The organism is Flavihumibacter sp. UBA7668, from assembly GCF_002483205.1.
GTDB lineage: Bacteria > Bacteroidota > Bacteroidia > Chitinophagales > Chitinophagaceae > Flavihumibacter.
The window spans coordinates 1,045,711-1,064,585 of the sequence record NZ_DLHM01000005.1 but is presented as its reverse complement, the minus strand read 5'-3'; the positions used below and the strand labels follow the sequence as shown (position 1 = coordinate 1,064,585).

Here is an 18,875-nt window from a genome sequence, read left to right as displayed (position 1 = left end):
CCGCCTGTCCAGCGGGGAAACTTTTTAGGTGAAAGGTGAAAGGTGAAAGGTGAAAAGATAGAGGGGAGAAGTGAGAGGTGAAAATCTAAGGAGATGTTTCTTCTCCTACTTTTTCTCCTTTTTCTCCTTCTTCTCCAGCCAGCTTTTCAATTGTTCGCCGATTACCATGGCTTCCACGAGAAATCCATCGTGGCCGTAATTGGAGTCGATTTCGATAAAGTTGGCGGAGGGAATAGAATTGGCAATTTTAACTTGTTCTGCAATCGGACAAAGTAAATCACTCGAAACACCCATCACAAGGGTTGGTTGTTTGATTAAAGCAAGTGTTTCTTCAAGGGTGGGTTTTCTGCCACGGGCAATATTGTGACTATCCAGGGCTTTTGTAAGAATCCAGTAAGATTGGGCATTAAATCGGCTAACCAGTTTTTCGCCCTGATAGCGCATATAGGAAGCTGCTTTAAATCCATCTATTTTCTCCAGATCTTCTTCTTTCTGTTGTTCCGACATAGCGGTATAATTGCGATAGGTCAGCATGCCAATGGCGCGGGCCGCTTTCAATCCGGCTGCTCCTGCCTGCGGGTGTTCTTCGCGCCAGCTGGAATCTGCTTCAATTGCCAGGCGCTGGGATTCATGGATGGCAATTCCCCAGGGACTTTCAGAAGCAGAAGTAGCGATTAGAAATAATTTCTGGATAACTGAGGGTTCCATCAGGGCCCATTCAAGCACCTGATACCCACCCATACTGCCTCCCATAAGCAGGTAAATCTCAGATAAACCAAGATGATTTCGTAAAAGAATATGCGCATTTACCAAATCACGGATGGTGAGCTGGGGGAAATTCATATAATAAGGCTGGCCGGTTGTTGGATTAATGGAAAGAGGACCGGTGCTTCCATAACAGGAACCCAGAATATTGGCACAAACAATGAAATATTCATCCGGATTAATGGTGGCACCCGCACCAATCAGTCCAGGCCACCAGGCTTCCGCATCCGCATTGGCTGTTAATGCATGGCAAACCCAGATCACATTGGATTTGGAGGCATTCAACCTACCATAGGTATGAAATACGATCTCCAATTCCTCCAAAACGGCACCACTTTCCAGGGTAAATGGCAGGGGCGATACAAAACGATGCTGCATAACTGCAAAATAAACGCTCCCACCGTTACCTTTGTACGAATTGAAAAAAAAATAAAGGTTTATGATTAAAATAGATGTAATCCGGACTTCAGGGGATTATGGCTTTGAAGCTACTGATGCCAATGGGCATACTATTCGTATAGATACCAGTCCGGAAACGGGAGGTACCAATTACGGCGTTCGTCCGATGCAACTTCTGCTAATGGGACTGGGTGGTTGCAGTGGTATAGATGTGATTAGCATTCTGAAGAAACAGCGCCAGGAAATCAGCTATTTTGATATGCATATTGAAGCAGAACGGGAAACCGGGAAAGAGCCGGCCTTGTGGAAAGCAGCTAAAATCATTTTTACGCTCGGGGGTACTATTGATGAAGACAAAGCAAAACGGGCAGCTCAACTATCTATGGATAAATATTGTTCGGTTGCAGAAACCCTTCGCAGAGGTGGTTGTGAAATCAGCTATGAGGTTAGAATTAAAGCATAATTGAAAGAAGCATGAAACATCCGATATCGAAAGTGATTCGTACCCAGATTGACCGTACTGATGAAATGGAGCATTCTCAGCCCCTGTTTTTGACCAGTAGTTTTTGTTTTGATGATGCTGAAGATATGCGCGCCGCCTTTGCGGATGAAACGGATGATAATATTTACAGTCGGTTCAGCAATCCGAATGTGCAGGAATTTGTGGATCGCATGTGTGCGCTGGAAGGAACCGAAGCTGGTTTTGCCACGGCATCCGGCATGAGTGCGATATTCGCGAGTTTCATGAGTTTTTTGAAACAGGGCGATCACCTGCTTGCCTGCAGGAGTATTTTCGGAAGCACGCATACGGTTATTACCAAATATTTACCCAAATACGGAATAGAGCACAGCTATGTGGATGCTGCAGATATCCAGAGCTGGGAAGCGGCCATCCGGCCGACTACCAAAATGATCTATCTGGAAACACCCACCAATCCGGCTTTGGAAATCATTGATCTGGAATCGGTAAGAAAGCTGGCCGATAAATACGGATTACTGGTTAATGTAGACAATTGTTTTGCAACGCCGGTTAACCAGCAACCGGCTGAATGGGGAGCCGATCTCATTATACATTCGGCTACCAAATGGCTCGATGGCCAGGGCCGTGTATTGGGAGGTATTGTTCTTGGTAAAAAAGAACTTATCAAAGAAGTGTATCTGTTTTGCAGAAGCACCGGTCCTTCTTTATCGCCCTTTAATGCCTGGATATTAAGTAAGAGTCTGGAGACATTGGAAGTACGGATGGACAGACATGCCTCGAATGCATTATATCTTGCCGAAAAACTAAATGGACATGCCAAATTGTCCTGGGTAAAATATCCTTTCCTTCCGCATCATCCGCAATATGAAATTGCAAAAAAACAGATGCAAAACGGTGGTGGAATTGTTTGTTTTGAATTAAGTGGTGGAATTGATGCCGGCAGAACCTTCCTGAATTCACTCAAAATGCTTTCTCTTTCAGCCAATCTGGGTGATACCAGGTCGATTGCATCACATCCGGCCAGCACCACGCATGGAAAATTAAGCGAATCAGAACGGGCAGCTGTTGGTATCAGTGCCGGACTGATCCGCATTTCTGTTGGCCTTGAAAACAAGGAAGATATTCTGGACGATATTTTACAAGCGCTGGCATTAACTTAAGCCAACTTCCCAATGTCTTTCCGGAATTTCAACATCTAAAAAACCTTTGTTTACCAATCGTTGTTTGAACTGTTGCTGCACTTCGTATTCGCCGTGCACGAGGAATAATTTTTTAACTGCGCGCATATCCTGACAAGCCAGCCATTGACTCAGGTCTTCATAATCGCCGTGCGCACTCATGCTTCGGATGGAGCCAATTTCTGCGTGCACTTCATGTTCAACTCCGAATATGGATACTTCTTTTTTGCCTGATAATAAGCGGGCACCCAGAGAGCTTGGTTCACAATAGCCCACCATCAATATGCCGTTGCGGCTGTTTTCGATATTATTACTGATATGATGTTTCACCCGGCCGGCATCCGCCATACCACTGGCACTGATAATAACACAGGGTTCATTTCTGAAATTCAGCAGCTTGGATTCATCCACCGTCTTGACATATTTCAATCCGTTAAAATGAAATGGATCAGTATCGGATTGCAGAATTTTTTGAATGGATTTATTAAAATAATGAGGATAGCCTTTAATAAGTTCAGTGGCTTCAATGCTAAGCGGACTATCAACAAAATAATCTAATTCAGGTAAGCGACGTTCCACCTCCAGCTGATTCAAAGAAAACAAAATTTCCTGCGTGCGGCCAACGCTGAAAGCGGGGATAATTAATTTTCCTCTGCGCTTAACACAAACTTTCTCGATCCATTCCAGTAAGTGATCCGGTGTGGTAACCTGAAGATCGTGCAGGCTGTTGCCATAGGTTGATTCAATAATTATATAATCTGCCTGTGGAAAGGTATCCGGTGAGCGAAGAATAATATCGCGATAACGACCCACATCACCGCTGAAGGTAACCTGTTCTGTTTTACCATTCTCTGTTATGCGAAGGTGAACGGCGGCACTTCCAATAATATGACCAACGTCTGTAAAGAGTAATTCAACGCCTTCCTCAATTTTAAACCAGGAGCCGTATTCCACTTCATAAAAGGAACCCAGTACAGCCAATGCATCTTCTTTTGTGTACAGTGGTTTTAAATAAGGCTGACCCGATGCAGCCCGTTTTTTATTGATGTATTTAACATCATCTTCCTGAATTTCAGCGGAGTCTTCCAACAGGATGGAGGCCAGGGCACGCGTAGCAGGTGTGCAATAGATTTTACCATGGAATCCATCTTTGGCCAGTTTGGGAATCAACCCACTGTGATCAATATGCGCGTGTGATAATATCAGCAAATCCACTTCAGCAGGATCAAAGCCCCAATGTCTGTTTAAGGAATCCGTTTCTTTGCCCATGCCCTGAAACATACCACAGTCGAGCAAAATTTTTCGTCCATTCTTTAAGGTAAGCAGGTGCTTGGATCCGGTAACGGAACGGGCAGCACCATGAAAGGCAATCTTCATAGTTTTTTTATTTTAAAGGACCATGTTATAAAAAATTCAGCCACTTCTTCACCGGCGGTATTTCTTCCGACAGAGCGCACTTTAATTGTTTGTGCTTCGCCTGTTTCAATAGCAGCATTTACAACTGCTTTGATTTCATCCCCCATTTCACAGGTAAATACAGTAGTGCCGGTTGCTTTTTTACTGTAATTCGCTTCCAGGTTGGTTACGAGCATGGAAACCGCAGGATTGCGTTTATAGGTGTGTGTCATTGCCAGAATTCCGGTGCTCATTTCAGCAGCCATGGCAAGGCAGGCGAAATATGTTGATTTGAAAGGATTCTGGCTAAACCACTTAAAAGGGACGGAAACCTGCGAGGAAGCTTCATCAATCTGAAGCACCCGTACACCTGAAAAATAAGCGCTGGGTAATTTCATCAGCATAAACAGGCGGAACCGAAAAGAATTCCTGACCAACCTGAGAAAGGGAGAAGTTTCCTGCATATTGCTGCTGATTGAAACCTAAGATACCAAATAAGCAGGAAATAAAATGCCGCGTCTTTCGACGCGGCAGACCAACACAACCGGACCAATTTACTGAACAATAAAAGGACCAACAATTGCAAGAACCTGTTCTTTGGTCAGGCCTTCATCAAACGCTTCCGTAGCAGCGGCAGCAGAGATATTTGTTCCGTTTATATTTACGATAGTAACACCCGCCTGTGTACTCAGCTCTTCACCATCATAACTGGCTTGTACAACCGCACCAATACCAGATTCTTTTCCGGTGATCCAGGGCTTTACATTTCCGAAATTGTTTGCTTTTCGCATGGAGCGGATATGTGCCGCGTGGCGTGCTTCAACAGAATGAATATTGAGAGCAGCAGTAAGTACATCTCCCCCACCGGTTATTTCAGCAGCGCGTCCTTTATAGGCTCTTACACCGGTATCTTCAAATGTTTGAGCAACCGCAAGGAAAGTTGCATAGTTGGTAAACACATCAGCAAAAGCACCACCAGCAGTAAAATCAAAGGCAGGTTTTGCAACAGGCGTGGCTCCTGCCGCAGTGATAGCGGTTTTCAGGAAATTAACGTGTGCCGTTTCATGGTCTCCAATTGTTTTGATTGCATTTGCCGGAGCACCTGCCGGAACCAGTGCAGTTCCTTTTGCAATACCCATGGCATAAAACTCAGCTTCCAGGTATTCCAGAGTAAGTGCATAATTAAGCACATCCAGTACCACACCTTGTGAAGGTCCGCTTTGTGCATAGGCTTTTTTAAATATGGAACCGATTAAGAAGGGCATGGCAGCCAATCCAATTTTTGCACCGATTCCTGCAAAAGATTTCATGGCAGTCCGACGATCACTCAACCGCTCTGGCAGTTCAGGATCAACTTTTTTGATTTCGTTGAAAATATGTTGGAATTGCATTTTTCTTCTTTTAAGTGGTTGATAATGGTAAGTCTGCAGAGGGCAGCTTAACGAGGCAGGTTGGATGCATTGATTTTTGTTTTCACAAATCCAGCAGCAATAGCAAGAACCTCAGCCGGCATTCTGCTGGTATCCAGACCATTACTATCAATAACCGTATTGTCGGCGAAGCTGCCATTATTGATCAGGTCACGGATATAGGCCGCATGTCTTGCTTCAACAGAAACAATTTTTCCGGCAAGGGTCAGATAATCCGGGGTGGTAATCAGTTTACCTGCGCCGTTATAGGCAGATACGCCCAGGTCTTCAAAGGCCTTTGCTGTAGCCAATACACTGTTTCTGCTGCCAAAATCAATGGAGCTAAAGTTAAATTCCAGGTTGGTAATTGCTGCATTGCCCAATGCTGTTTTAAAGAATTCACGATGGGCAATTTCATGATCGCGAATATCCGTTAGCAATGCTGTTTCCGAAGCAGTAATTCCACTGTAGGGAGATTCTGCTACTTTGGTATAAAACGCAGCTTCCAATTGTTCAAGGGCGTACGCATAATTGAGGATACCTACATCCCCGCTTCCAAGATCTACGCCCTCATTCGGCATCATACTATCATCGTCCTTATCACAGGAACTTGCAAGCACCATAATGCCTGCAGCAGCTCCTGCAATTCCAAGAAATTTTCGCCTTGAATAGGCATCAGAAGGTTTCTGGATCATACATTTCGATTTTCTGGTTAATGGATAAATCCATATACGAGAAAACCGAAAAGCCGGATTGCCTCAATTAAATTACCTGATTTCTGAGCAGGTCTTCGAAGGTATCGCGCCTGCGGATCAGCTTTGATTCACCATCCAGCAACATTACTTCGGCAGGTTTTAAGCGGGAATTAAAATTAGAGGACATTTCAAATCCATAGGCACCTGCATTATAAAATACGAGGAAATCGCCCTCCCTTACTTCATTCAGGGTGCGATCCCAGGCAAAGGTGTCGGTTTCACAAATATTACCAACAACGGTATAAATGCGATCGCTTCCATTTGGATTGGAAATATTTTTTATGCGGTGATAGGCATCGTAGAACATGGGACGGATCAGGTGATTAAAACCACTGTTCACACCAACAAACACCGTAGCAGTGGTTTGTTTGATTACATTGGCTTTTACAATGAAATAGCCTGATTCACTAACCAGGAATTTGCCCGGCTCAAACCAAACCTGCAGTTCTTTACCTGTTTCTACTTTATAGGCTTCAAACGCTTCCGCCACTTTTTGGCCAAGTAAATCGATATCCGTTTGTACATCGCCATCCTGATACGGCACTTTAAATCCGCTGCCCAGGTCAATAAATTTCAGGTTAGGGAAATGGGTAGCCAGTTCAAACATGACTTCCAGGCCTTGCAGAAATACATTCACATCTTTAATATCACTTCCGGTATGCATGTGGATGCCTTCAATATTCAGTCCGGTTGATTTCACCACCCGCTCAATATGTCTGAGCTGGTGAATGGAAATCCCAAACTTGCTATCGATATGACCGGTAGAAATTTTATAATTCCCGCCTCCCATGATATGCGGGTTAAAGCGGATACAGATGGGATAAGTTCCTTTGTATCGGGCACCAAATTGTTCAAGAATGGAAATATTATCAATATTGATGTTTACGCCCAGTTTTTTACCTTCATCCACTTCGGCAAAATCAACGCAGTTGGGGGTAAACAAAATGCGGTCTGGGGTAAATCCTGCCTTCAATCCAAGTTGCACTTCATGAATGCTGACACAATCAAGTGAAGCTCCTAAAGATTCTACATACTTGAGAATATTGATATTGCTGAGTGCTTTACAGGCATAAAAAAAACGGGCATTCACTTTACTGAAAGCCGACTGCAATTTATTGTACTGCTCACTGATTTGATTGGCATTGTACACATAAAGCGGCGTACCGTATTCCTGGGCTAACTGCACCAGTGTTTCATCTGATAAATAAGACATAATCTGGATTGCTTGCAAATTTGGCGAATATACAGCAGATCTGCCTTATTTCCTATGCCTGAGGATCTTCATCAGAACTACCATCTGCATCCTGCGCATCCTGCTCTTCTTCCTGATCATCAGCTTCCAGTAATTCTCCGGTTTCGCTTACCAGTAAAAGTTTGGCATGATCTGCGTCTTCGATGGTTTCAACCAATGTATCGGTAACTGTTTCATCATCTCCATTGGCAACATGAACCTGTCCGCCAGATAACAGGGTAGGTTCTACTATCTGGTCTGCCAATACTTCTTTGATTCTTGGTAAATCTTCCGGACCGTTTAAACCGAAATAATCCATGAAAGAGCGGGAAGTTGTATAAACAAGGGGTTTCCCCGGCATGTCTTCGTTTCTGCCGCTGATGATGATCAGTTCTTTTTCCAATAATTTCTGGATGGAATAATCTGCACTAACTCCACGGATGGATTCAATTTCACCTTTGGTGATTGGCTGCTTGTAGGCAATGATGGCCAGGGTTTCCATGGCAGCCGGACTGAGTCTTTTCAGGAATTTATCACCATTCAGCTGGGCAACCGTTTTATGGTATTCCTTTTTGGTAAGGAATTGCCAGCCACCGCCGCTGAAGCGAAGTTCAAAGGGATAAAATTCAGACTGGTATTTTTCTACAATCCCCTCAATGCCAGCTTCTATCTGGTCGAGTGTAAGTTTATCTTCCATGAAACCAAAGGCCTGATTAATCAGATCCGTCAGTTCAAGGGCACCTAATGGCTTTTCACTTGCAAAGATGAGGGCTTCTATATGAGGTATGATATGTCCGATTTCCATGGTTACTACATTTTAATGTTCATCTTGCGCACAGCTTCATATACTATTCAGCAATGAACATGCCGCAAGCTTCTCAAAAATGCTAAAACCAGGAAATGGAGTTATACACAATGTGGAAAAGCTGCTTAATTAGCCCTGTAATGCAGCAGCGCCACTAACGATTTCGGTCAATTCTGTGGTGATGGCAGCCTGACGGGCGCGGTTGTAACTGATTTTGAGTGAACGAAGCAATTCATTTGCGTTTTCAGAGGCTTTGTCCATAGCCGTCATACGGGCACCATGTTCGGAAGCATTGGCATCCAGCACGGCTTTGTATAACTGCGTATTGAGGATTTTAGGCATCAGCTCGGCAATCAGTTCTTCTTTATTGGGTTCGAAGATGAAATCGCTTTTTTTGGCATTTGGTCCGGCTTCCACTTTAGGAATGGGCAGGAAACGCTCTACCACAAAACGCTGGGTAGCCGCATTTTTAAATTCGCTGTAAACGATTTCCACCACATCAAATTCGTTGTTTTCAAACGCTTTTACAGCAGCCTGGGCACAGGCCTGCACGGTTTCAAAACGCAGATCAAGGAAAATATCTTTATACGTAGCGTCGGCCTTATAATTCACTTTAACAAAGGCTTCGTATCCTTTTTTTCCAATATTCCAGATAGAAACATTGCCCTTCGCAAATTGGGTTGGATAACGGTCAGCGATAGCTGCTTTAGCCGCTTTGATAATATTGGCGTTATACGCACCTGCCAATCCGCGATCACTGGTAATCACGATCAGGAGTACTTTTTCAACAGCACGCTCTGTTGCCAGGCTACCTCCCACTTCTCCTTCGGAATTGCTTACGATATTGGAAAGCATTTCCTGAAGTTTATTGGCATATGGACGCATCTGCAGAATGGCATCCTGGGCACGGCGTAATTTGGCTGCACTCACCATTTTCATGGCTTTGGTGATTTGCTGGGTGCTCTGAACGGATTTGATCCGGTTGCGGACTTCTTTTAATGCTCCTGACATAGTGGGATGATTTTCCTCAATTTGGCCGCAAAGGTAAAAGAAAACAGGTAAATTCAATGCAATTTCAGGGAAAATGTGCCGGTTTCAATTCCCAATGTCTTACCGTACCTTTGCCTCCCTGACAATTTGACTATAAATGATTTGTAGCACTGAAATTGACAGCTAAAACAACGCACATTTAACGAAATCTCTTAAGACAATACCCAAAACAATGTTAGGTTTTATCCAGAAATTATTTGGTGGAAGCAAATCGGAGAAAGATGTAAAGACAATCCAGCCATTATTGGCCAAAGCGAATGAGTATTTTGCTGCTTACCAATCACTTAGCAATGATCAGCTCCGTGCCAAATCCCGGGAGTTTAAAGACCGGATCCAACAGCACCTGATAGCCATAAACGAAGAAATCAGCCAGTTGACGAATCAGGCAGAAGCACTACCATTCAGTGATTTTTCAGGAAAAGACAGTTTTTACCAGGAGATCGATAAACTGAAGAAAAAAAGGAATGAACAGATTGAGGAAATTCTGAAAGAAATTGCCCCGGAAGCGTTTGCCGTGGTGAAAGAAACCGGTCGCAGGTTTAAGGAACAGTCTGTTGTTAGTTCTGCAGCAACCGACCTGGACCGTGAATTGGCGGTTAAAAAAGACTATATCAAAATTGAGGGTGATCAGGCCCATTTCAGCAATACCTGGACAGCAGGTGGCGGTACCGTAACCTGGAACATGGTACATTATGATGTACAGTTGATTGGTGGTTATGTATTGCATTCCGGTAAAATTGCCGAGATGGCAACGGGTGAAGGTAAAACCCTGGTTTCTACCCTGCCTGCCTATCTGAATGCATTAGCCGGAGAAGGGGTGCATATTGTAACGGTGAATGATTACCTGGCCAAACGTGACTCTGAATGGAATGGTCCAATTTTCGAGTGGCTGGGACTAACCGTTGACTGTATTGATAAACACCAGCCAAACAGTGAAGAGCGCAGAAAAGCCTATCAGGCAGATATCACCTATGGAACCAATAACGAATTTGGTTTTGACTACCTGCGTGATAATATGGTGCACAGTCCGGATGAAATGGTACAACGCAAACACCATTTTGCCATGGTGGATGAGGTGGATTCCGTATTGATTGATGATGCCCGTACTCCTCTGATCATTTCCGGTCCGGTTCCAAGAGGCGATGAACAACAATACCATTTGTTGAAACCACGTGTTTTACAATTGATCGAAGCGCAGAAACAGGTAGTGAATAAATTCCTGATTGAAGCGCGTAAAAAAATAGCAGAAGGGAATGATGATCCAAAAGATGGTGGTCTGGCGTTGATGCGTGCTTATCGCGGCTTACCAAAAACAAGCGCTCTTATCAAATTCCTGAGTGAGCCCGGAGTAAAAGTAAAATTGCAGAAATCGGAGAATTATTACCTGGCGGATCAGTCCAAAGAAATGCCGAAAGTGGATTCCGAGTTATTCTTCTATATCGAAGAAAAAAACAATTCGGTTGATCTGACAGAACGCGGTATTCAGATGATTACAAAATCAGGTGAAGATCCTGAGTTCTTTGTATTGCCGGATATCAGTTCTAAACTCGGAGAGATCGAAGCAGACGCAACAGCTACTGCTGAAGAAAAATTACAGCGTAAGGAAATTCTCCTGAATGAATATACACTGAAGGCCGACCGGATTCATACCATACAACAATTACTGAAAGCCTATACCCTGTTTGACAAGGATGTGGAATATGTGGTGATTGAAGGGCAGGTAAAAATTGTGGATGAGCAAACTGGTCGGATTATGGAAGGCCGTCGTTATTCAGACGGACTTCACCAGGCAATTGAAGCAAAGGAGAATGTGAAGATTGAAGCGGCAACGCAAACCTATGCTACCATTACCCTGCAGAACTATTTCCGGATGTACCACAAGCTGGCTGGTATGACGGGTACAGCAGAAACGGAAGCAGCGGAGCTTTGGGATATTTACAAACTGGATGTGGTAAATATTCCAACCAACCTGCCAATTTCAAGAAAAGATCACCAGGATCTGGTGTATAAAACCAGGAAAGAAAAATTCACTGCCGTAATTGAAGATATTGAGCAGTTACGGAATGCTGGCAGACCAGTTCTTGTAGGTACCACCTCTGTTGAAGTAAGTGAATTACTGAGCAGGATGTTACAGGGTAAAAAAATTCCACATAATGTTTTGAACGCCAAACAGCATGCCCGTGAAGCACAGGTAGTTGCCGAAGCGGGATTAGCAGGCGCCATTACCATTGCAACGAATATGGCCGGCCGTGGTACCGATATCAAATTAGGACCTGGTGTAAAAGATGCAGGAGGTTTAGCAATTATTGGTACGGAACGGCATGAAAGTCGCCGGGTGGATCGTCAGTTACGTGGTCGTGCGGGTCGGCAGGGAGATCCCGGAACTTCACAGTTTTATGTGTCCATGGAAGATGATCTGATGCGTATGTTTGGATCTGACCGGATTGCATCACTGATGGACCGCATGGGTTATAAAGAAGGCGAAGTGATTCAGCACAGCATGATTACCCGAAGCATTGAACGTGCGCAGAAAAAGGTGGAAGAGAACAACTTTGGAATCCGGAAGCGACTGCTTGAATACGATGACGTAATGAATAAGCAGCGGAATGTGGTGTATAAGAAACGTAATCACGCCCTGTTTGGAGAACGGCTTGCATTGGACCTTGATAATGCTTTTTATGGCGTGGCTGAAGGATTGGTCACTTCCTTTAAAGAGCAGGAAGATTTTGAAGGATTCAAACTTGCTGCCATCATGAATTTCGGGCTTGATACGCAAATTACGGAAGCAGGTTTCAAATCCGGAAATGCTCAACAGCTAGCCGATCAGTTATATCAGGAAGCAACGGCAAGATACCAGCAAAAAATGCAGGCAGTTGCGCAACAGGCTGTACCGGTATTTCAGAATATAAGGACATCACAGGGAATGCATATTGAGAATGTGGTGGTTCCATTTACAGATGGAAGACGTGGCATCAATGTGCTCAGCAATATGCAAAAGACAATTGATACCGATGGTCGTGAGTTAACCAATGCACTTGAAAGAACCATTACGCTGGCGCTGATTGATGATACCTGGAAAGAACACCTTCGTGCCATGGATGACCTGAAACAGAGTGTGCAAACCGCCTACCTGGAGCAGAAAGATCCATTGGTAATTTATAAAATGGAAGCGTTTGATCTCTTCAGAAAAATGGACGGCGAAGTGAACCGTGAAATTGTTTCTTTCCTTTGCCATTGCGGTATTCCAATGGAACAGCAGCAACCGGCCGATATTATTAAGGAAGGAAGAGAGGAAAAAACGGATATGAGTAAGCTTCAGTCGAACAAAGAGGAAGTGGATGCAAAAGGAGACGACTATGGAGCCAATCAGAATGACTATTTTGATCCAAGCGGGGCACCGGCAGTTCGGGAGCCAATCCGGGTTGGACCAAAAGTTGGCCGGAATGATCCTTGTCCATGTGGCAGTGGCAAGAAATACAAAAATTGCCACGGAGCATAAGCAATCGTTTGATTAAACTACTAAAAGGTGTCCTTCGGGGCACCTTTTCTTTTTATCTTCCAAGTTGAAACATATAAAAATGAAAAAGCTGCTGTTTGCTGCCGGTATGGCGATGTTGCTCTCCTGTGGATCAACCAATAAAAATGCATCTCCCCAATGGGTCCAGTTGTTTAATGGAAAAGACCTGGCCGACTGGACAATTAAAATAAAAGACCATGAACTGAATGAAAACTTCGGTAATACATTCCGCGTTGAAAACGGAGTAATGAAAGTTTCATACGATCAATATGATGGCTTCAAAGAAAAGTACGGCCATATTTTTCATAAGAATAAATACAGTCATTATTTGCTGGCAGTGGAATATCGATTTGTAGGTGAGCAGGTGAAAGAAGGTCCGGGTTGGGCGATTCGGAACAGCGGCGCCATGTTGCATTGCCAGGCACCTGAAACAATGAAAAAAGAGCAGGATTTTCCAATTTCCATGGAAGCACAGTTTTTAGGCGGAAATGGAAAGGACCCAAGAACAACCGGTAATCTTTGCACACCGGGCACCAATGTTGTGATGAAAAATGCTTTGTTTACACCACATTGCGTAACATCCAGCTCAAAGACCTATCATGGCGATCAGTGGGTACGGGTTGAGATGTTGGTACTTGGCGACTCAATTATTCATCATATTGTGGAAGGCGATACGGTGTTGACCTATTCCAAACCACAATACGATGGACGTGACCCCTGGGTAAAAGGAATGGGCTTTGCGGATGGCGGACTGATTGGTGAAGGTTATATATCCTTGCAATCAGAAAGTCATCCCATAGAATACAGAAAAGTGGAAATAGTGGATTTGAGCGCCTATAAAGCGAGTTCTGTTTCACTGAACGAAGCAATCAGGAAAATTCCTGCTACAAAAAAGGGAAAATAGAACGAACATCACTCAGCTCTGTTCTTAATTGTTTGAGTGCTTTGCTGATATGTTTTTCTACTGTTTTAACAGATATGCCCATTTTTTCAGAAACTGTTTTATAAGGATGCTGTTCCAATTTATGAAGAACAAATGCTGTTCTGCATTTTTCAGGAAGCGAAGCAAGTGATTTCCCGATACGATTATTTAATTCCCGATGTTCCATATGAGCATCGGGAATTTTAGTTTCAGTTGCAGAAGAAAACTCAATAAAATTGGAGTAGGTATTTTTCACCAGTTGATGCCTGACATGATGCGCTGACTGATATTTTATTGCATTTGTAAGGTACCCCACCACATTGAGTTCATCCGGCAACTCATTTCTACGCACATAAAGAGTCGAATATACTTCCTGCAATACATCTTTGACAAGGTCATCGTCTCCAAGCAGACTGAAACTAAAATTTGTAAGCTGCTGAATTGTGTTGGTGTACAATTCTTCAAATGCACAGGCATCTCCTTTTTTGATTAATAACCAAAGTGAATTTGTGCTATGTGAATCAGTGTTAGTGATACGGCCGTTGTTTTAAACAAAACTAGGTGGCCAATATTAACTAAATATGAATTCAGCCTTTTTGGACAAAAACAGATGGGGGTAAAATTCAGTTGACGGCATATCAATGCAAAAGGGAATAAATGCTTCAAGGCAGGTTATTGTATTTATTGGATGGCTATCAGAAGAATCAATTGAATGAAAGCGAATCAATTGAACTGGACAACTGGTTTCAGGAGCTGGCAAACAGGGACCTTAATTATTTTGACAACATGTCGGATGAAGAGATTCAGCTCTATTCAAAAAAAATGTTTCAGGAAATCCAATACAAAATAAAACAGAAAGAAGGAACAACTATTAAATCAGGGAGAACATTAAAATTCTGGCAATGGGCAGCAGCTGCAATGCTTGCAGGATGCATTGTGTCAATGAGTTTATTTTGGCCAAAACAAGTACCGTATGACCAGAAATCAGTTGCAGCAAACAACGTCTCCCACATACTGGAGCTGGTAAATACAGGATTGAACAAACAAATTATCCGTCTGAATGATTGCTCAATAGTTGAATTATCACCCGGATCATCCATTCAATTCTCTTCTGCATTTTCATTCAGGGACCGAATTATACAACTGAATGGAAAGGCCTATTTTTCAGTACAGAAAGGCCATAAGCATGCATTCACAGTACAAACCAACCGCATAAACACAACAGCTCTTGGAACAAGTTTCACTATTGATAACAGGACTGAATCGGCCACAAAAATCAAACTACATACCGGTAAAGTACAGGTTGTTTATACTAAATCGGAAATGAAGCAGGATCCTGTGCTGATGAATCCAGGAGATAGTTTGGTAATGAATAAAGCAACTGGCATTGTAGAGACGCTTGTAAAATCAGGCAGAAAATTCATAAAGCCTGAAGTACAACCAATCAACAACGAGCTGCTGCAAACAACCGGATTCAGTTTTGAATTCATGCAAACATCATTACCTGATGTACTGGATCAATTAAAGAAGGGATATCAGGTTACCATTCACTATGATTCCACTGATTTAAGCCATTTGTATTTCACCGGAAAAATCAAATCAAAGGACAAACTGGGTACTATTATAAAACGACTGGAGACCTTACACAATCTCCGAATCCAAACGACTCAAAAGAGACTGGTAATTCAAAAGAACTAAAACAATTAAATATTCAGCTATCATGAAACATTACTACACAGTGATGAGGGGGCTTATTGTGTTCAGCTTAAGCTTTCTGCTATTTTTTTATCCAACTGAACAGGCTGTATTGCAGGCACAAAGTCCGGCAACCATTATTAAAGGATTGATTGAAAATGAGAATGGAGAACCATTAAATGGAGTTACCATCAGAATAGAAAATAAACAAGCCGGTTTTGATAAAAGTATCAGTACTGATAACCGGGGTTTATTCAGCATTTCAGACGCGAAGCTTGCAGGTACTGTTCAGATCAGTATTTCCCACATAGGATTTATTTCGCAGCGGTTTACCCGTTCCAATATCCAAACAGGAAAAACCGAATCCATCTATTTGCAATTAAAAGACTCTTCCGCTTCTCTGAATGAAGTGGTGGTGACCGCTTTGGGAATTAAGAAAGAAGAAAAAGCAATTGGGTATGCAGCGCAAACCGTAAGCAGCCAGGAAATAAACGATGCGCGTTCTAATAACTTTGCCAATGCATTATCAGGAAAGGTAGCGGGATTAACCATGATTTCTCCGGGTTCCGGACCACTGAATTCCGTTCGAATATCTCTCCGGGGTGATGCCTCCTTGAATCCGGAAGGCAACAATGCCTTAATTGTATTGGATGGAGTACCGATGAATAGTAACCTGACTTCCTCCGGAGTTTCCAATGCCTATCAGGCAGGTTCAGGAAATGATGTACCGGTTGATTTCGGTAATGGAATCAGTGATATAAATCCGGATGATATTGAGAGTATCACCGTATTAAAAGGTCCCAGTGCCACTGCCCTTTATGGAAGCCGCGCTGCGAATGGAGCGCTTTTAATTACAACCAAATCCGGTTCAAAAAAATCGAAGGGAGCAGGCATCACGTTCAATTCCAATACCAGTATCAACGATGTATTGAGATGGCCCGACTTTCAACATGAATATGGGCAGGGAACCGGCACACAGTTGAATGCGGATGGTATAAAGTATTATTCCTATGGTGCATCTGAAGACGGCGCCAGTACCAGTGGAACCAGTAGTGCCTATGGCCCCCGGTTTGATGGACAATTTTATTATCAGTATGACCCAACAGTAGAAGGAAGGGGTGCAGAAAGAACCTTATGGAGACCTTATAAAAACAATGTGAAAGATTTTTGGAGAACAGGTTATACATTAAGCAACAATATATCAATTGAAGGAGGTTCTGATAAGGGATCTGCCCGGGCTTCCATTACTCATACCAAGAATGAATGGATTATGCCCAATACGGGATTTGAAAGACTCACGGCTGCGGTAAGTTTAAATTACAAGGTGTCGGACAAACTTCGAATTAGTTCAAAGGTAAATTTCACCCACAAATCAAGTGATAACCTTCCTGCAACAGGTTATAATAATCAATCCATTTCCTATTTCATGATTTTCCAGAATCCGAATGTGGACCTCAACTGGTATCGCCCGATCTGGAAAAAAGGATTGAATCAGATTGATCAGGTTCATCCCTTTAGTTCATTCATCGACAACCCCTACCTCATTGCCTATGAAATGACGAATAGTGTAAAAAGCAATCAGGTAGTAGGTAATTTGAGTGCGAATTATACCATCAGCAAGAAATTTGATTTCCTGGTTCGTACAGGAATAGATATGAGTATGGACGACCGTCAGACCAGGCGGCCATTCAGCTCTGCCAATTTTAAGAATGGTTATTATAAAGAACAGGCCATCAATTTTTATGAAGTAAATACAGATGCCCTGCTTACCTACAAAGAACAGCTTGGCAGGAATTTTCAACTTACAGCATCTGCAGGTGGCAATATGATGACCAGACGTTATACCAGTTTGACCAGTTATGTAAATGGATTGGTAATTCCGGGTGTTTATATGCTGGCGAATGGAATTGGGATACCTGTTACCAACTCAATTGATCGAAATAAAAACCTGAACAGTTTATATGCGCTGGCATCCATTAATTACAAGAGTAAAATTTTTCTTGATCTTACCGGAAGAAATGACTGGAGCAGCACGCTTCCAAAACAAAACAACTCCTTCTTCTACCCTTCTGTAAGCAGTAGCTTTATATTATCCGAATTGATGCAATTGCCCGCTATTATTTCATTTGCCAAACTCCGTTTATCAGCCGCACAGGTAGGCAATGATACCGATCCGTATAAAACGCAGAAATATTATGGAACCAGTGAGTTTCCGAGTTCGGGTTCTGTTCCAACAACGTTGCACAATGTGAATTTTAAACCGGAAATATCCAGCAGTATGGAAGGCGGACTGGATCTTCGTTTTTTCAAAGGAAGACTGGGAATTGATCTTACCTATTATAACAATATCACCAAAAACCAGATTCTGGAAGCGCCGCTTGACCCAACCACAGGTTATTCAAGAGCCGTTCTAAATGGAGGTAAAATTCGAAACCGTGGGGTTGAACTGGTATTGACAGGAGATCCGGTGAAAACTAAAAACTTCCGCTGGAACAGTTTTATTACCTGGTCTAAAAACCAGAATCGGGTACTTGAGCTGACTGAAGGAATGGAAGACAAGCAGGATATTGGATATGGCGGAAATGCAACCATTCAGGCAAGAGTTGGAGGAACAACCGGTGATATTTATGGATTTGGATTCCTACGTGCGCCGGATGGACAGGTCGTATATACAGCTGCCGGATTACCCGCCCGTCCGCAGGAAATTCAATATATCGGTAATGCCTATGCTGATTGGAAAGCAGGTTTCAGAAACGAGTTCTCCTATAAAAATCTGCGCATGAGTATCTTGTTTGATGGACAGTATGGTGGTATTATTTACTCGCAAACACATCATAAAATGAGCGAGCAGGGCAAACTTGAACATACCCTAAGAGGTCGTGAAGAAAATTTCATTATTGGTGAAGGGGTAGTTCTGAGTGCAGATGGCAAATATGTACCGAATACCACCAAGGTATTACCTAATCAATATTATGCCGATTATTATAGAAGAGCCAATGTGGAATCCAATTCATTTGATGCTTCTTTTATCAAATTAAGAGAAGCCAGAATTGAATACAGTCTGCCAATGAACTGGATTAGAAAAACAAGTTTCCAGCAGGTATCATTAGCCTTATATGGTCGTGATCTGTGGATGTGGACAAAGTTCCCAATTTTTGATCCGGAAACAGCGGCTTTGAATGGTTCCAGCATACTTCCCGGTATTGAAATGGGTCAAATGCCAACACAGCGAACCATTGGATTTAACCTCACAGTAAAACTTTAATCCTTTTA

The 18,875-nt window shown here is 43.0% G+C and carries 15 protein-coding genes; 6 read left to right on the top strand and 9 right to left on the bottom strand.

Annotated features, from left to right (window positions below; all coding sequences use genetic code 11):
* Positions 1–105: 105 nt before the first annotated feature.
* Positions 106–1,143: a homoserine O-acetyltransferase MetX gene (gene metX / locus B2746_RS16600; RefSeq protein WP_290796157.1), complete on the bottom strand. Its 1,038-nt coding sequence runs from the start codon at positions 1,141–1,143 to the stop codon at positions 106–108.
* 61 nt (positions 1,144–1,204) lie between these two features.
* Between metX and B2746_RS16595 the strand changes: the two genes are divergently transcribed.
* Together B2746_RS16595 and B2746_RS16590 are read left to right on the top strand one after the other, a co-directional pair.
* Positions 1,205–1,627 carry an OsmC family protein gene (locus B2746_RS16595; protein ID WP_290796155.1) on the top strand — a complete coding sequence of 141 codons (423 nt, stop codon included), beginning with the start codon at positions 1,205–1,207 and terminating at the stop codon, positions 1,625–1,627.
* A gap of 11 nt (positions 1,628–1,638) precedes the next feature.
* Complete coding sequence (locus B2746_RS16590) at positions 1,639–2,805, top strand: trans-sulfuration enzyme family protein (protein ID WP_290796152.1); 1,167 nt, start codon at positions 1,639–1,641, stop codon at positions 2,803–2,805.
* Here B2746_RS16590 and B2746_RS16585 read toward each other — a convergent pair.
* From B2746_RS16585 to atpG, 7 genes are all read right to left on the bottom strand, one after another.
* Positions 2,797–4,200, bottom strand: a complete 1,404-nt coding sequence (locus tag B2746_RS16585; RefSeq protein WP_290796150.1) for an MBL fold metallo-hydrolase — start codon at positions 4,198–4,200, stop codon at positions 2,797–2,799. The genes B2746_RS16590 and B2746_RS16585 overlap by 9 nt on opposite strands.
* A complete protein-coding gene (locus tag B2746_RS16580; RefSeq protein WP_290796148.1) occupies positions 4,197–4,682 on the bottom strand; it encodes a DUF4442 domain-containing protein in 486 nt (161 codons plus the stop codon). The genes B2746_RS16585 and B2746_RS16580 overlap by 4 nt, the downstream gene beginning before the upstream one ends.
* 90 nt (positions 4,683–4,772) lie before the next feature.
* A complete protein-coding gene (locus B2746_RS16575; protein ID WP_290796146.1) occupies positions 4,773–5,609 on the bottom strand; it encodes a ferritin-like domain-containing protein in 837 nt (278 codons plus the stop codon).
* A 47-nt stretch (positions 5,610–5,656) separates the two neighbouring features.
* On the bottom strand, positions 5,657–6,322 hold the full coding sequence (locus B2746_RS16570; RefSeq protein WP_290796144.1) for a ferritin-like domain-containing protein: 666 nt from the start codon (positions 6,320–6,322) through the stop codon (positions 5,657–5,659).
* 67 nt (positions 6,323–6,389) lie between these two features.
* Positions 6,390–7,595: a diaminopimelate decarboxylase gene (lysA, locus tag B2746_RS16565; protein ID WP_290796142.1), complete on the bottom strand. Its 1,206-nt coding sequence runs from the start codon at positions 7,593–7,595 to the stop codon at positions 6,390–6,392.
* 52 nt (positions 7,596–7,647) lie between these two features.
* A complete protein-coding gene (gene scpB / locus B2746_RS16560; RefSeq protein WP_290796140.1) occupies positions 7,648–8,418 on the bottom strand; it encodes an SMC-Scp complex subunit ScpB in 771 nt (256 codons plus the stop codon).
* Positions 8,419–8,547: 129 nt separating this feature from the next.
* Complete coding sequence (atpG, locus tag B2746_RS16555) at positions 8,548–9,429, bottom strand: ATP synthase F1 subunit gamma (RefSeq protein ID WP_290796138.1); 882 nt, start codon at positions 9,427–9,429, stop codon at positions 8,548–8,550.
* 211 nt (positions 9,430–9,640) lie between these two features.
* Here atpG and secA point away from each other — a divergent pair, with 211 nt between their 5' ends.
* Together secA and B2746_RS16545 are read left to right on the top strand one after the other, a co-directional pair.
* A complete protein-coding gene (gene secA / locus B2746_RS16550; RefSeq protein WP_290796136.1) occupies positions 9,641–12,967 on the top strand; it encodes a preprotein translocase subunit SecA in 3,327 nt (1,108 codons plus the stop codon).
* 79 nt (positions 12,968–13,046) lie between these two features.
* Positions 13,047–13,889, top strand: coding sequence for a 3-keto-disaccharide hydrolase (locus tag B2746_RS16545; protein ID WP_290796134.1), 843 nt, complete (start codon positions 13,047–13,049; stop codon positions 13,887–13,889).
* Here B2746_RS16545 and B2746_RS16540 read toward each other — a convergent pair.
* Positions 13,870–14,364 (bottom strand): sigma-70 family RNA polymerase sigma factor, encoded by a 495-nt coding sequence (locus tag B2746_RS16540; RefSeq protein ID WP_290796133.1) that lies wholly within the window; start codon positions 14,362–14,364, stop codon positions 13,870–13,872. The two genes, B2746_RS16545 and B2746_RS16540, sit on opposite strands and share 20 nt — an antisense overlap.
* A gap of 200 nt (positions 14,365–14,564) precedes the next feature.
* Between B2746_RS16540 and B2746_RS16535 the strand changes: the two genes are divergently transcribed.
* Both B2746_RS16535 and B2746_RS16530 read left to right on the top strand, forming a co-directional pair.
* Positions 14,565–15,605 (top strand): FecR family protein, encoded by a 1,041-nt coding sequence (locus B2746_RS16535; protein ID WP_290796131.1) that lies wholly within the window; start codon positions 14,565–14,567, stop codon positions 15,603–15,605.
* A 22-nt stretch (positions 15,606–15,627) separates the two neighbouring features.
* Positions 15,628–18,867 carry a SusC/RagA family TonB-linked outer membrane protein gene (locus B2746_RS16530; RefSeq protein WP_290796129.1) on the top strand — a complete coding sequence of 1,080 codons (3,240 nt, stop codon included), beginning with the start codon at positions 15,628–15,630 and terminating at the stop codon, positions 18,865–18,867.
* The last annotated feature ends 8 nt before the right edge of the window (positions 18,868–18,875 follow it).